Source organism: Moraxella sp. Pampa (assembly GCF_035181385.1).
In the GTDB taxonomy this organism is placed as follows: Bacteria; Pseudomonadota; Gammaproteobacteria; order Pseudomonadales; family Moraxellaceae; genus Moraxella.
In genome coordinates this window covers 401,937-416,858 of record NZ_JAXCJK010000001.1, presented here as the reverse complement: position 1 = coordinate 416,858, position 14,922 = coordinate 401,937, and the positions used below count along the sequence as shown (strand labels likewise).

At 42.4% G+C, this 14,922-nt stretch carries 18 protein-coding genes and 3 tRNA genes; 19 read left to right on the top strand and 2 right to left on the bottom strand.

The window, feature by feature from the left end; genetic code table 11:
• The first annotated feature begins 42 nt into the window (after window positions 1-42).
• From R0123_RS01975 to R0123_RS01895, 17 genes are all read left to right on the top strand, one after another.
• A complete protein-coding gene (locus R0123_RS01975) occupies window positions 43-423 on the top strand; it encodes a hypothetical protein (protein ID WP_323842123.1) in 381 nt (126 codons plus the stop codon).
• A gap of 116 nt (window positions 424-539) precedes the next feature.
• On the top strand, window positions 540-914 hold the full coding sequence (locus R0123_RS01970; RefSeq protein ID WP_323842901.1) for a hypothetical protein: 375 nt from the start codon (window positions 540-542) through the stop codon (window positions 912-914).
• A 130-nt stretch (window positions 915-1,044) separates the two neighbouring features.
• Window positions 1,045-1,131: transfer RNA gene (locus R0123_RS01965), tRNA-Leu, on the top strand.
• 135 nt (window positions 1,132-1,266) lie between these two features.
• The gene (locus tag R0123_RS01960; RefSeq protein ID WP_323842900.1) at window positions 1,267-2,436 is read left to right on the top strand and encodes a hypothetical protein; all 1,170 of its coding nucleotides are present in this window, start codon (window positions 1,267-1,269) and stop codon (window positions 2,434-2,436) included.
• Entirely contained in the window at window positions 2,420-2,704 is a 285-nt protein-coding gene (locus R0123_RS01955) for a hypothetical protein (protein WP_323842520.1), read from the top strand. The genes R0123_RS01960 and R0123_RS01955 overlap by 17 nt, the downstream gene beginning before the upstream one ends.
• A 96-nt stretch (window positions 2,705-2,800) precedes the next feature.
• The gene (locus tag R0123_RS01950) at window positions 2,801-3,418 is read left to right on the top strand and encodes a hypothetical protein (RefSeq protein WP_323842899.1); all 618 of its coding nucleotides are present in this window, start codon (window positions 2,801-2,803) and stop codon (window positions 3,416-3,418) included.
• Window positions 3,419-3,420: 2 nt separating this feature from the next.
• Window positions 3,421-4,437 (top strand): hypothetical protein, encoded by a 1,017-nt coding sequence (locus R0123_RS01945; protein ID WP_323842898.1) that lies wholly within the window; start codon window positions 3,421-3,423, stop codon window positions 4,435-4,437.
• 10 nt (window positions 4,438-4,447) lie between these two features.
• Window positions 4,448-4,651: a hypothetical protein gene (locus R0123_RS01940; RefSeq protein WP_264676202.1), complete on the top strand. Its 204-nt coding sequence runs from the start codon at window positions 4,448-4,450 to the stop codon at window positions 4,649-4,651.
• Window positions 4,652-4,705: 54 nt separating this feature from the next.
• Window positions 4,706-5,047: a hypothetical protein gene (locus R0123_RS01935; RefSeq protein ID WP_323842517.1), complete on the top strand. Its 342-nt coding sequence runs from the start codon at window positions 4,706-4,708 to the stop codon at window positions 5,045-5,047.
• A 75-nt stretch (window positions 5,048-5,122) separates the two neighbouring features.
• Complete coding sequence (locus R0123_RS01930) at window positions 5,123-5,431, top strand: glutamate 5-kinase (protein WP_323842516.1); 309 nt, start codon at window positions 5,123-5,125, stop codon at window positions 5,429-5,431.
• Window positions 5,418-5,765, top strand: coding sequence for an HK97 gp10 family phage protein (locus R0123_RS01925; RefSeq protein WP_323842897.1), 348 nt, complete (start codon window positions 5,418-5,420; stop codon window positions 5,763-5,765). Before R0123_RS01930 ends, R0123_RS01925 begins: the two co-directional genes overlap by 14 nt.
• Before the next feature lie 2 nt (window positions 5,766-5,767).
• Window positions 5,768-6,157: a phage tail terminator-like protein gene (locus tag R0123_RS01920; RefSeq protein ID WP_323842896.1), complete on the top strand. Its 390-nt coding sequence runs from the start codon at window positions 5,768-5,770 to the stop codon at window positions 6,155-6,157.
• An 87-nt stretch (window positions 6,158-6,244) separates the two neighbouring features.
• Window positions 6,245-6,748: a Rha family transcriptional regulator gene (locus R0123_RS01915; RefSeq protein WP_323842895.1), complete on the top strand. Its 504-nt coding sequence runs from the start codon at window positions 6,245-6,247 to the stop codon at window positions 6,746-6,748.
• A gap of 27 nt (window positions 6,749-6,775) precedes the next feature.
• Window positions 6,776-7,690, top strand: coding sequence for a phage tail tube protein (locus R0123_RS01910; RefSeq protein WP_323842894.1), 915 nt, complete (start codon window positions 6,776-6,778; stop codon window positions 7,688-7,690).
• A gap of 153 nt (window positions 7,691-7,843) precedes the next feature.
• A complete protein-coding gene (locus R0123_RS01905; RefSeq protein WP_323842893.1) occupies window positions 7,844-8,296 on the top strand; it encodes a hypothetical protein in 453 nt (150 codons plus the stop codon).
• Window positions 8,297-8,337: 41 nt separating this feature from the next.
• Window positions 8,338-8,583, top strand: a complete 246-nt coding sequence (locus R0123_RS01900; RefSeq protein WP_323842892.1) for a hypothetical protein — start codon at window positions 8,338-8,340, stop codon at window positions 8,581-8,583.
• Window positions 8,584-8,655: 72 nt separating this feature from the next.
• Window positions 8,656-9,339: a hypothetical protein gene (locus R0123_RS01895; RefSeq protein WP_323842891.1), complete on the top strand. Its 684-nt coding sequence runs from the start codon at window positions 8,656-8,658 to the stop codon at window positions 9,337-9,339.
• Between the two features lie 443 nt (window positions 9,340-9,782).
• On the opposite strand, the gene R0123_RS01890 is transcribed toward R0123_RS01895, so the two are convergent.
• Together R0123_RS01890 and R0123_RS01885 are read right to left on the bottom strand one after the other, a co-directional pair.
• Window positions 9,783-9,869: transfer RNA gene (locus R0123_RS01890), tRNA-Leu, on the bottom strand.
• 19 nt (window positions 9,870-9,888) lie between these two features.
• Window positions 9,889-9,962 (bottom strand) — tRNA-Cys (locus R0123_RS01885).
• A gap of 380 nt (window positions 9,963-10,342) precedes the next feature.
• On the opposite strand from R0123_RS01885, the gene R0123_RS01880 reads away from it, so the two are divergent.
• Both R0123_RS01880 and R0123_RS01875 read left to right on the top strand, forming a co-directional pair.
• On the top strand, window positions 10,343-11,767 hold the full coding sequence (locus tag R0123_RS01880) for an efflux RND transporter periplasmic adaptor subunit (RefSeq protein WP_323841563.1): 1,425 nt from the start codon (window positions 10,343-10,345) through the stop codon (window positions 11,765-11,767).
• A gap of 8 nt (window positions 11,768-11,775) precedes the next feature.
• Complete coding sequence (locus R0123_RS01875; RefSeq protein WP_323842890.1) at window positions 11,776-14,910, top strand: efflux RND transporter permease subunit; 3,135 nt, start codon at window positions 11,776-11,778, stop codon at window positions 14,908-14,910.
• Window positions 14,911-14,922: the final 12 nt, after the last annotated feature.

The following is a 14,922-nucleotide window of genomic DNA, read 5'->3' as shown; positions in this document are numbered from 1 at the left end:
CATGGTTTTAATGCAATTTAGGATTATTATGTTAGGATTATTATGAAAGAAAAATGCTGGGTAATTGCATGGTTATTTACAATTGCCTTATTGGGCTGTACCACCACTGGTCCGCAAACAGTACACAGTCCATCAAATACTATTAGCATGAATATCGTTAAAGCGGTGGTGGATAAGCGGTGTCATAACGAATTGAATGCTAACCATATTTATCAAACTGCATCAATGCTGATGAGCAAAGGCCAAAAAGCGAGCTTGGAAAATAAAATCTGCGATTGTGTTTCTAAACAAGCCTCAAAGAGCGTTACACTAACTGAGCTTGGACACGCAGCGATTGATTCGCAGGCACGCATGCAAGTTATTGATACGGTGGCATCTAGGTCTTTAAATGTGTGTGTGAGCGACTTTTTAAAAGGTATTTGACATATGATGGCGTGTCGCTCAAAATGGGTGGGATTCTTTGGGCTTTTTACAGTGATTACTGGTTGCGACGACACTGTATCACCAGGGCAGGGGGGGTAGAAAGGGCGGGTAAGTCTATGATGATTGTAGATGAGCTAGTTAGGCGTGAAAGTTTGACACAAGGCCCCATCAATGTGCAAGATGAATGTCCAAAGTTGGTACAAAAACGCATTGATAGGACAATCGTATCTCGCCAAGAGCAGATTTTGGGTAATACTTGCGATTACTTCATCTACCCAAATGTGGGCGAAGTGGTTGGTGTGTCGGTATCAGATACTCGCATGAAACCCTTTTTGGACATTCCTTATTATCATGATTTCGCCAATGGTGATTATTTGGTGGTAGCAAATGGTCGTCATGTCATTCGGTTAGAATATGACAGTTTTGAGCGTAAGCCTAGTATCATGAATTATGTATTGGAAGTAAAAATTATTCCAGCACAAAAGCAATAGCTGACCGTTTGATTTTCCCAGCAGTTTTACAGAATTTTAAAAATTCATAAATTTTTAATAAAAAAATGCTTGACACAATATTAAAAATCTATATAATACGCATCCATAAGTTAGAAACTTAACCACTCATGCCAGTGTGATGAAATTGGTAGACATGACGGATTCAAAATCCGTTGCCTTTAAAAGCGTGTCGGTTCGAGTCCGACCACTGGTACCATTTTGCTTTTTCAAAGCATTTCAAAAAATCCAAAATAACCCCAAAAACCCAATAAAATAACGGTTTTTGGGGTTTTTTGTGTCTATTGACAACCGCCCAATTTATTGAAATCTACAAATAAACATCACCACCAATGTGGGCATAACATTAGATGAACTAACGAAATCATTTGGCAAAAATGAAAGCGAACGCATTATCCGCGCCATTCGCTTGGCGCACAGCGAGGGTTTAACCAATGATAAACTTGTACAGCTGATTCGTGGTAGCCGTGCTAATCGTTATCAAGATGGCATTTTGCGTACAACAACAAGAAATGCCCACGCTATCGCTCGCACAGGCACAGCGATTATGGCAAGTGAAGCTAAGCAAGAATTTATCAACCAAAACCGTGATATTATCAAAGGCATTCGGATAAATGCCACATTGGATAGCCGAACCAGTTCTATTTGTCGCCATTTAGACCACACTTTTATGCCGATTGACAAGGCGAAATATCCGCCTTACCATTTTAACTGTCGGTCAAGTTTTGAGATTGTTTTTGACGGCTACGAAAGCCCCAAAAATAGAGCGTCTGAATTTGGCGTAACCGAAAATGTCAGCTATTATGAGTGGCTTAAAAAACAAGATAAAGCCTACATTCAATCGGTTTTGGGTAAGAAAAAAGCCCAAACTTTTTTGTCAGACGGTATGACGGCGGATAAATTTAAACAGCTTGGGCTTGATAGAAGTTTTGAGCCTTTAACGCTTGATGAAATGGTAATTGCAGAACGCACGACACAAAAGCCAAGTTATCAGACGGTGAGTTTTGGTAATTTGCAACCACGGCAAAGCGAAGTTATCAGACTGCAAAATGAGCCTGTTAAGCGTGGTGAAAAACCAAAAACACCACGACCTGCCGAAGCCGAGCTTGCTGATTTATTGCAACAGTATTTTGGCATTTATTTGGTGCGATATGATGACCGTTATCACAAAGCCAATCCGACAGGCAATCCACCAGACTTTGCCAAAAAGGATAATGACTTGCCTGTTAAAGAATGGCAAACGCTTGATATGATGTATGCAATTGGTAGCGATGTGGATATAAAAGCCTATTTACATAGTATCACAAAGTCTGAAAAGGCGTGGGAGCGTCAAAAAGCAAACATTATTGGACATATTGAAAAATCTGATATTGTGCCACTTGATGTACGCAAGTTTGACAAAGAGCGACTGGAAAAAGTCATGGGTTTTGTGCTATCATTATCACAAGAACAACAAAAGAAAATCCTAATTATTAGGGAGTTTAGCGATGATTATGATAAGTGATGGCAATAATTTTGGTAGTAAAAGTTTTGCAAATCAAGTGTTAAATGAAATCCGCCCAAGTCTGATTAAAAAATTTGGGCAAGATAGTGAAATGATGCAAGATTTTGATAATGAAGAGAAGTTTTTTGGGTTTATCGCCTTGCAAGATTTATCCAAAGATGACTTTAATTTTATTGCCAATGAAATTATTAAAGCTGACCTTGACGAAATTCCTAAGACTGGCTTGATTAAAAAAATCAAGCAAGATGACCGTTTTAATGGTGCATAAAATCATACTTTAACTCATAAACTTTTAAGCCCCCTGCAACTGCAAGGGGTTTTTTATTGTCCGCCGTTTGTAACGGCACAACCAAAGGTAGTAACCATGACCGAACAAAACAACGAAAACACCAACACCAACAACAACGAGCTTGAAACATTAAAAGCTGAAATTGAGCGTTTGCGAAAGCACAACGAAACGCTACTTGGCGAAAAAAAGGCAGAAACCGAAAAACGCAAAGCCGAACAAGCCGAAAAAGACAAACAGGCAGAAGAGTTAGCACGCAAAAAAGGCGATTTTGAAACCTTAGAAAAAAGCTATCAAGATAAAATTGCAAATCTTGAAAAACAGATGAGTGATATGACAGCCGAACGCAACCATGATTTAATCAAATCACAATCATTGAAAATTGCCAGCCAGTTATCCACCAATGCCCATAATCAAGAAATCTTGCAAATGCTGATTGAAAAACGCTTAACTTGCGACAATGGCGAAGTTAAAGTAACAGATGGCAATGGTAATTTGACCATTTCTACATTGGACGATTTAGTAAAAGAGTTCAAAGATGGGGGTAAGTTTGACAGTTTGATTGACGGCACAAGGGCTAGTGGCACAGGGGCAACAGGTCAAAGTCAAAAACAAGCCCAAGATTATACGGAAGCCGAGCGAGTCGCTTTGGCTCAAAACAACCCAACTTTATTCAATCAATTATTCATGGAGTAATCATGCCCAAATTAAGAGAAATTTTTAACAAAAATGTGGTGTTGTCTTATCAAGTTAAAGACAACCTGCAGCGTTCAAAGTTTTATCAGTCAGGAGCTTTTGTGTCAGATAGTCGCCTAAGACCACTACTGACAAGCGGTTCAAAAACCTTTGAAGTGCCATTTATCCACCCCATTGATGGCAATCTTGAAGCCAACTATGGCAACACCATCATGACTGATATTGCCATGCCTAGAAGTATTGAAGCAAGTAAGTCAAAAGGTCGTGTCGCCTTTTTAAACGAGGGCTTTATTGAGAGCCGACTGGAGAACTATTTAACGGGCAAATCGCCTTTGAGTGAGATTGCTAAAATGTTAGACGGATTTTGGCTGACCCAAATGGAAAACCGAGCCATTGCTACCGTGTTTGGTTTGATGAACTATGACCATACCAACGGCAAGAAGCTTACCCATGACATTTCAAAGACCACCGCTGATGACACCAGTGGCTTTGATGTGAATGCGTTTATCGATGCCGAAGGCACGCTTGATGAGGCGTATCAAGGACGTGGCATCATGATTGTTCATCCACTCATTGCCACCAAAATGCGTAAGCAAAGACTGGTAGAGAAAGTTACCACCGCTGATGATTTAAAGCCTGTGGAGACTTATAACGGTCGTATGGTCATTCAATCCACCAAAGGCACAATCATAGGCACAGGCAAAAACGCCAAATATGTGTCGTACTTGCTAGGTCGTGGGGCATTTGCTGCCGACATGGTGGTAGGTCAAGATGATTTGGAGCTTGAACGCACGGCGAACACAGGTAATGGTGCAGGTCATACCACGCTTTGGACACGCCGTCATGCGTTAATCCACCCACAGGGGTTTAGCTTTATTGCTGAAGATTCTGCATTGACAGGCGGTACAAAGAATGAAGCCTTATCAGCAAGCTGGACAGACCTACAAACAGGCACAAACTGGCGACTGGATGCAACACCAGAACAAACGCCAATCCGCTTTTTAATTACCAACCTATAAGGAGTAAATGATGGGACTACCCAAAGACAAAGTAAAACCCGCTTTTAACTACACTTATCCATCAGAAAGAGACTACTTTGACGACTCAAAAAGTACGGTAGGAGCAATGAAAGCGACTGATACCGCTAAAAGTGGGGGCGATTACGGCATTAAAAATCCAGAAAAAACAGAAGCTTTGACAGGCACGACATCTGAGACTGGCAAAGTGGAATAATCGCAAAACCCCCATAAGAACTTTACCTTATGGGGGTTTTATAATGGGGCATTTATGACGCAAGACGAACTAAATTTGCCTGATGCCAATGAAGACACGCTACTTGCGGTCAATGCTTGGCTATCACGCCATCAAATACAAAAGCCCTACCATGACAATGTCAAACAAGCAGGGCGATTAATCGCCAAAGCATATCTGGCAGGCGAGCTATACCAAGCACGCACCGAAGGCGTGGTTGTGTCTAAATCATCAAAAGCGGGCGATGTATCGGTATCAAAAACCTATGCAACAGGCGTTGATGGTCAGCCGATGAGTGAGTATGAGATGATGGCACTTGATTTAATCAAACCTTTTGTTGTCAAAGGCGGACTTAACTTGATGGTATCTCGCTACTAAAGGATGGGCATGAGCTTAAAAAATGAAATAAACGAAGAAATCCGTCAGGCGTTTGATACCGATTTAGCTGATGCCGTGACAGAGTTTACCGCGATTAGACGTGTTCACAGCGCGAATGATTGGGTGATTAACGATAACACAGGCAAAGACAAAGCGTATCAAGGGCGTGGGGTATTTGGCTCATATAACGCTTATGAGATTGACGGGCAGACGGTCGCCGTGCATGACGTGAAATTAACATGCTTACAATCTGAAGTGGACGAAGCGCCATTGATTGATGACGTGATTAATGACATGCGTGTGCTAAATGTCAGTAAAGACCCTGCTAATGTGACGTGGGTAATGCAACTAAGGGGGCTTAACTATGGGCATGAAGTGGGATAAACCGCCTAGCGATTTTATCAAGCAAATCACAGATGAGCTAGATAAGCAGTATCGCACCTTTGCCATCGATTGTTATAACAACGTGGTTGCGCTCTCTCCTGTCGATACCGGCGCATACAGGCGGTCACATCACATTAGCATTGGCAAGCCCAGCATGGCACAAACAGGTGCAGGCATTGAGGCGATTATGGGGATTGCTAAGGGTAACTATCCAACAATCTACATTCAAACCAATTCGCCTTATTCAATCCGCCTTGAAAATGGCTGGTCAAAGCAAGCCCCGACAGGTGTATATCAAAACGCTTATAACAGCGCAATGGCAAGAATGGGGTAAGCATGAACAGTACAACAATCGAACGGCTTATATTGAGCCATATTGCACGGTGGGAGCATTTTGACCCTGCCCTGATGGGTAGGGACAATGCAAACCTTAAACCGCCTAAAAAGGGCGTTTGGGGGCGTGTAACGGTGCTTGGCGGTATCAATCACATTAACAGTGTGAGCGATGAACCGTGTGTGCTTGAAGTTGGCACGCTGATTGTGCAGTTATTCACAGCCGAGAATAGCGGCACGGTTGCAATCAAAACACAAGCCGACAGCCTTGCCAAGCACCTAAAAGCCAAACAGCTAGAGCGGTTGGAATTGCTAGCCCCTAGCATTATCACTGTGCCGTCAACCGATGGCATTTATCAAATCAATGTGAGTGTGCCGTATCGGCACTACTAATTTTTTTAAAGGCATTCCCCATAGATTATCTTGCCAATCTGTGGGGATTTTTTTATGTGGCAAGAATTTTTTATGTTCGGAGTGAATATGAATGAATTGGTCATGGTTGATGATGGTCAGCCAAAAACAACAACCCTGCAAATCGCACAGGGTTTAGGCGTTAAGCATGAAAACGTAATTAAATTGGTGCGTTCCTATATGCCTGATTTTGCAGAATTTGGCAAGGTCGGATTTAAAATCCAACCAAGATTGAAAGGTCAGCACGGTGGTGGTGATGTGCCGTATTTTGAACTTAACGAACAGCAAGCCACGTTTTTAATGACCCTTATGCGAAACAGCCCCAAAGTGATTGCCTTTAAAAAAGCATTGGTTCAAGCATTTTTCTACGCTCGCTCATTGCTACAAAGTGAGACGATGGAGCTAATGCAACAACACGCCTTGCTTAGCGACTTAAAAGAGCGTGAACAGGCATTTGCCAGTTTGTGCGGTAAAGGTCTATCCGATTGGAAAAAGAGACGAGACGACCTAAACGGCGCTATTTTGTCGGTACAACAGCAAATGCAACCCCAACTACCTTTCAACCGCCCTTAAGGGGCTTTTTTTATTGGAGTAAAAACTATGTCAAGTGGTGCTCGTGTCGTATCAGCATACGCAAAACAAAGCGATAAAACATTACCCCTTACAGGGTGGAGAATCTTACCCAACATCACAAACGGACTAACCGTATCTACCGAGCTGACAAATAGTGAAATGCTATCAGGCGGACGTGTCGGCAAGGCAGGCATGGTAACATCTGCAACCGTGCAAGGCGATATTGAAACAGAGATGATGTTTGAGGCTTATGATGACTTATTGGCAGGTGCTTTTTGGAATGATTGGTCGGGTCGTGCATCGCCAAAAACACTAAGCATTGGCACAACCAAACACCAGTTTGCCATTAGCAAGGACTTTACCGACATTAACGTCAATCACGCCTTTTTGGGGTGTGTTGTGTCAAGTTTTGGGCTAACGGTTGACACGTCAAGCCTTATCAAAGTTAAATTTGGCATGACGGGTATCGGCTATCAAGAAAGTAAAACAGAGTCGTTCGCCAAAACCCCCGCGCCAACACCCGATACCGCCAAAGCCAGCGGTCTATCAATCGGTGAAATCAAAGTGGACGGCACTAAGCTTGATGTGTGCGTGGAATCGTTTAGTCTTGATATTGACAACCAAACCGAAGTACAAAAATGCTTGGGCGAGAATATCTATGGCGGTAATGTTCTTGCTATGCTTGCTAACATCAGCGGTAGTATGACAATCGCATATAGCCAAAAGGCGCACGACATCATCACTAATCAGCTAACAGGCAAGACGCTAAGCCTTGAAATCCCCATCAAATTCGCGGACGACAAGCGTTATGTGATTAAAATCCCTAAATTTCAAGTATCGGGCGAAATCCCAAGCCCAAGCGGAAAGGATTTGGTAACAGTTGACGTTAATTACACCGTGGTTGACGAAAGCCCAATCATTGAGCGACACACTACAGCGTAACAATAACAGCCCTTGCAATGCAGGGGCTTTTCTAATGGTGGCAAAAATGGAAATGAAACGCTTCTTAATCTTGGTGGGATTAGCGGCATTCGGTTTGTTGCTTTTTGCTTTACCTGCCATTATCACGGCTATTAAATTGTAAGGATCAACAAAATGACTTTTAAACTAGATATTTTGAAAAAACCCAACCTTGAAAAGATTACAAAAGAGGTAAGCATTGGCGGCATTGAATTAACAATCAAACTTGAAAGGGATGAGGCGTTAGAAAGTGCCATCGATAAGATGCAAACTCCGAACATTGAGCGCCTCGCACTAGATGATTTAAGACGGAACAATCAAGGGTTATCAAAAGACACAACATGGCTATTCATTGTTGGAGAATACGCTATCGATAAATGGAATGTGGTCGATTCAGACGATAAACCACTACCTATCAACGGTGATAACTTCATCTTGCTAATCAATAGCCTGCCACCTAAAGAACGTGGCGAATTAGTTGATGCTGTTCTAGGTGCTTTCTTCGTTGGTCGCCTTGAATACAAAAAGATGACGGCTGAAGTCGTAAAAAAGCCATCGACCGCTACAAGTGGCAAACCCAAGAAGTAAAGCTAAACGCCAAGCGAAAAGAGATTTACAAGCGACTTGGCATGGCATTGCCAAATGAAGTGGCGGGCGATTTAATCAGTGATAATTGCATACAGATATTTGTGTTAGCTAACAGGCAAAGGCGCTATATTGACGGCATAGCATTACCCTTGAGTGTACGGGATATTAGCGATGTATGCGAACATTATCGCTACTATGTGCCTAGATGGTTGCTTGATGCCGCGGTGTTCGCCCTTGATGATATTTGGCTTGATGCGTGGGGGAAATTGCAAGACAAAGATAATTAGTTACATAATTTTACAATTATTTGGTTTTTGTTGGTGTATAGTAAAGTTTTTTTAACTAAATGGATATGTGTTGTGAAAAATTTTACTTTCTTAGCTATATTGTGTTTGGCGATAACTGGTTGTGCTTCTACACCAAAAACTATATACCAACCAACACAACAAAAAATTAGTGAACCCCCAATAAATAGCACCAATACTGCAAATATTGGCGATAAATTGTTGGTACAAGGGTTAATGACAGAACGCCAAGCCGTCTATTTTGCGACAGACCAGAAATTTATATTAGGCTCAGTTATTCGTCAAGGCTATTTTGCCAAGCATAGTGAAGATGGCGAGCATGAGTTTTACCGCCAGACTAATGATTCTGGGGCAGGTAAATACTTAGATGTGTTAAACATGGAAATTCCCACAGGTTTTGCAATCAAAAAATCAGATAATTCTGTTTGTGCTGTTAATTTGATGGGTGGTGCTGTAAATTGTCGTGCAGGAATAAATTTTGAAAAGAAAAACTGGGTGACGGCAAACAGCAATAGTTTCCAACAGACCTTGATTTATAATGGCAAGGTCGGCAATAAAATCAATATTGCTTATCGTGAGTTTAGTAGCGATATGGCTCGCCCTGCATTTAATAATGATGTTGAGTACGATTTATCAGAATCAAAGCAGATTGGTTATAAAGGAGCGTTGCTTGAAGTTATAGATGCTAATAACCAAACAATTACTTATAAAGTTATTAAAAATTTCAATACAAATTAATTTTAAATTTTTTAAAAACCCACTTTACAAGGTGGGGTTTTTAATAAGCAAAACCCCAAACTTTGCAGAGTTTGGGGTTTTGTTTTAGGTAGAATCAGCCACCAATCACCGTCACATCGCCTGTGATGGAGATGGTGCCTGTTTTACGCAGTTTTTTCTTGCGTGTCTTCGTTATCCAAGGCAAGCTTTGAGATGATCCCCTTAAACTGACGAGATTCGCTTGTGGCTTTAACAAATTCCAGCTTAAAGGTCAGCTCTGACATTAAACTTTGTCAAAGAGGGTGGATTTAATGCTTATTATCAAAACAGCCAAATCACTGTCAATGAACAAGTGTGGGAGAAGTTGGCGGATAAGGACAAGGTGCGACCTTTGTCTTGGTGATTAATTGTAACCGTTGAGACAACAAAAAACCCTGAATAATCAGGGGTTTAAAGCAAAATAATGGTGCCCGGAGCCGGACTCGAACCGGCACGCTCGTAAGAGCGAGGGATTTTAAATCCCTTGTGTCTACCAATTTCACCACCCGGGCAGATGGTCTTAAAAAATTATGGAGGCTGGAGTCGGAATCGAACCGGCGTACACGGAGTTGCAGTCCGCTGCATGACCACTCTGCCATCCAGCCTGTTTAATAAGGCGATATTCTAGCATTTTTTTTCAAAAATGCAAGTAGTTTTATTAAAAAAATTAAAATTCGATACAAATTGCCAAATTTTACCTAAAGCCAATCAAAAAATATCTGTTTTGTACACATTTTGGCTAAAAATACAACATGGATTTTTGGCTAAAAACTAAATAAAATTCAAATTTTGTGTATTTTTTAAAGTATAATAACTAAGGGTTTTGCGTGGTTTTAGGGTTTTGCTTTTCTGCTTACTTACTTGCGGTGATCATTTTGTAACCAATTAAAAACCAAAGCCGTAAAACTATATTAATAAAATTAAAACCAGTTAATTAAGCTTTTTATTAATAAATGTGATGAATGAACTAAAAAATAAGGTGTTTATGAAACAAAACTTGCGTGTAGTAACGATTGTTGCAATATTTGCTGGTATGGCGTTGATGACAGCTTGTGGTCAGTCTGACCAAGCAAAACAGGAGGTGGCTCATCAGCAAATGCCATCAGTGGTTGTTGATGTACAAAAAGTAGCTTTGGGTGTTATTCCTGTTAATAAGACATTTTCTGGTCGAGTGACTGCTGTTGAGACTTCTGAAGTACGCCCGCAGGTTACGGGTATTATTGATGAAGTGTTATTTCATGAAGGCAGTTTTGTGCGTGCAGGCCAGCCACTTTACCGCATCAATACAGACAGTTATGTCAGTGCCATTGAGTCGGGCAGGGCATCGGTTGCCAGTGCTCAGGCAGCCGCTCAAAATGCTCGTGCTGTGTATTCACAAGCACAAGCAACCTTGATGGCACAACAAGCGGTTTTAGCTCAGGCAAAAGCTGATTTGGCAAGGCTTCAAGGGTTGGTGGAGGTGAATGCGATTTCTCAGCAATCTTACGACCAAGCCATAACCTCGTTGCGTACCGCGGAAGCTAATGTTGAGGCGGCAAAAGCGACCGTCGCTCAGGCTAACGCAAGTATTAACAGTGCAGATGCTGCCATTAACAGTGCAAGAGCCAGCCTAGGTGCAAGCGAATTGGATTATAGTCGTACCATTGTTAAGGCACCAATCAGTGGTCGGATTGGCATTTCTGCGGTAACTGGTGGTGCATTAGTTTCTGCCAATCAGAGTAATGCATTGGCAACCATCTCTCGCACCGATTATGTTTATGTGGACATCAGTCAATCATCTTCTGAGTTGCTTCGCCTACGCCAGCAAATCACCGAAGGTAGGGCGGTTGAGGGTGGTCCTGAGGTTCAAATCATCTTAGAAGATGGTCAGGCTTATCCAATCATCGGTCATCTCATACTGTCTGATGTCAGTATTGATGAGGCTACAGGTACGGTTAAAATTCGTGCAGTATTTCCAAATCCAGATGGCGTGCTCATTCCAGGAATGTATGTCAATGCTAACTTAGCACAGTCTGCTGTCAGTAATGCTGCACTATTACCACAAAGTGCCATCATTCGTACGCCAAAAGGCGAAATGCAAGCGTATGTTGTTAATGCCCAAAAGAAAATTGAAGTCCGTGCGATAACAACAGCGGGTACATTTAATGGACAATGGGTTGTTACTGATGGCTTGCAAGACGGAGATACGGTTGTGATTGTTGGTGGGGCAAAAGTTCGTCCAGATCAAGTGGTTGAGACTCGTCCATACCTACCATCTGGACAAAATGCCAACACCCCAACTGCTTTACAAAGTACAATGATGCAAGCAAACCCTCAAGGTCAAAATAGTGTGATGGCACCTACCTTGGATCAAAAAAGACAAACTGACGAACCGATGAAAGACGCTGTTGATGCGCCTAAGAAAAAATAGGAGCATTTATGTCTAAATATTTTATCAAACGACCAATTTTTGCATGGGTGATTGCTATCTTAATCATGCTTGTTGGCGTGCTTGCGGTGTTAAAACTGCCAATCTCCCAGTATCCTCAAATTGCACCACCAACTGTAACTGTCAGTGCCATATATCCAGGTGCAGATGCCCAAACAGTAGAAAACTCAGTAACGCAGGTCATCGAACAACAAATGACAGGCTTAGATGGCATGATGTATATGTCATCAAGCTCATCATCACAAGGCTTGGCCTCGGTTCAAATTACTTTTGAAAGCGGTACAGATCCAGATGTTGCTCAGATACAAGTACAAAACAAACTGCAATCAGCGACCGCATCATTACCAGAAGTGGTACAGCGACAGGGTTTGACGGTTAATAAATCGTCGTCATCATTTTTGATGGTTGTGGCGTATGTTTCTGAAGATGGAAGCATGGATAAAACGGACATTGCTGACTATCTTAACTCAAACATTGTTGAGCAAATCAGCCGTGTCAATGGTGTGGGTGGCGTTAATGTTTTTGGTTCTAAGTACGCAATGCGTATCTGGCTTGATCCAGAAAAATTGCGTGCTTATTCATTAATGCCATCTGACATCATTGCTGCTGTTTCTGCACAAAATGCCCAAGTCTCAGCAGGGCAGTTGGCGACAGTACCATCTGATGAAAAAAGACAGGTGATCAATGCGACAATTACGGTGCAAAGCTATCTGCAAAGTGCCGAGGAGTTTGCAGAAATTCTCATCAAAACTGATGCTGGCGGTGCTCAGGTTCGCCTAAAAGATGTTGCCAATGTTGAATTGGGTTCACAAAGCTACGGCTTTAACTCACTGTATAATGGCAAACAGGCGGCAGGTCTGGCGATCATGCTTGCCTCAGGTGCTAATGCCTTGGAGGTACGCCAAGCGGTGCAAGACAGGCTTGACCAGCTTGCCAAAAACTACCCAAAAGGGCTGACGGCTGTTGTGCCATACGATACCACGCCTTTTGTGCATTTGTCTATCAATCAGGTTGTCAAGACATTGGCAGAGGCGATCATCTTGGTTTTTTTGGTAATGTTCTTATTTTTGCAAAATTGGCGTGCGACCATCATTCCAACACTTGCTGTGCCTGTTGTTATTTTGGGAACATTTGCGGTGCTTTATGCGACGGGTTTTAGCATTAATATTTTAACCATGTTTGCACTTGTGCTTGCTATCGGTCTGTTGGTGGATGATGCGATTGTTGTTGTAGAGAATGTTGAGCGTATTTTAGCGCAGAATCCTAACTTGTCGGTCAAGGACGCCACCATTCAATCAATGGGCGAGATCAGCAAAGTATTGATTGGTATTGCCTTGATTTTGTCAGCAGTCTTTGTACCCATGGTGTTTATGGGTGGTTCAACGGGCGTGATTTATCGTCAGTTTGCCGTTACTTTGATTGCAGCGATGAGTTTGTCGGCGATTGTCGCGCTCATATTTACCCCTGCGTTATGCGTTACCATTTTAAAACGCCAACCACCCAAAAGCATCAATCAACAAACTGGATTTTTTGGTTGGTTTAATCGTATGTTTGGTATGATGAGTGCTAGGTATGAAAATTTTATTGGCAAAACTTTTAAGGCGAAATGGCTTTTTGGGGTTATTTATGCACTGATCATCGTGGTGCTTGGTTTGTTGTTCATGCGTTTGCCAACATCGTTTGTTCCAGATGAAGATCAAGGCGTGTTATTTACTGTGGTACAAACCCCCGTGGGTTCAACCATCAAAGACACCCAAGCGGTACTTGATGATGTTGAGGCTTATTTTAACAGTCAAGAAAAAGATAATGTTGAGTCTGTATTTACTATTACTGGATTTAGCTTTATGGGGCAGGGTCAAAATACTGGCATGGCGTTCATTCGTTTAAAAGACTGGGGTGAGCGTAAAGCACCTAACTCTGATGCAAAGAGCGTGGCTGGTAGAGCGATGGGGTATTTTATGACTCAGTACAACAAAGCCAATGTTTATACACTGGCACCCCCATCTATTCAAGGTTTGGGTAATTCTAGCGGTTTTGATTTTCAGCTTCAAGATACAGGGGGTGTGGGTCATGTTGCACTGTTGGAAGCTCGCAATATGCTACTTGGCATGGCATCACAAAAGCCAGAGATTTTGGCGGGCGTGCGTCCAAGTGGTCAAGAAGATGCACCGCAATTAAAAGTGAATGTCAATCATGCCCAAGCGTTGGCTTATGGCTTGTCCATTGGCGATATCAACCGCACCATCTCAACAGCATGGGGCTCGGCCAAGATTGGCGATTTTGTGGATCGTGGCCGTATAAAATCTGTGTATATGCAAGGTGAGCCAAGCTCACGCACCACACCTGAGGACATTGGTAAATGGTATGTGCGTAATAGTAGCGGCAATATGATTGGTTTTGATGCCTTCTCAACAAGTGAATGGACTTATGGTCCGCCAACTTTGAATCGATATAATGGCTTGCCAAGTATGGGCATTCAGGGGTCGTCAGCGATAGGCAAATCTAATGGTGAGGCGGTGGCTGCAATGGAGGAAATTGCCAGTCAGTTGCCTGATGGTATTGGTTTTGAATGGACAGGTTTGACCTTGCAAGAGCAACAATCAGGCTCGCAAGCACTGCTATTGTACGCCATTTCTATTTTTGTGGTGTTCTTGTGTTTGGCAGCATTGTATGAAAGCTGGCTGATTCCGTTTTCGGTGATGCTTGTTGTGCCATTGGGTGTGCTGGGGGCGATTGTCTTTACATGGCTTCGTGGTCTTGATAATGATGTGTATTTACAAGTTGGTCTATTGACGGTGATTGGACTGTCGGCCAAAAACGCCATCTTGATTGTTGAAGTTGCCAAAGAGCTACAAGAAGCAGGGCATGGTTTAAAGCAGGCTGTCATGCAGGCTGCTCGTCAGCGTTTACGCCCAATCATCATGACATCACTTGCCTTTGGTATGGGTGTTGTGCCACTAGCCATCGCTACGGGTGCAGGCTCTGGCAGTCAAAATGCTGTTGGTACAAGCGTACTTGGTGGCGTGATTGCGGCAACTTTCTTGGGTGTGCTATTTATTCCAATGTTTTATATTTGGGTGCGTTCTTTATTCCCAATCAAAACCACCAAAGTTGATGGTCAATAATAAAGACAAGGA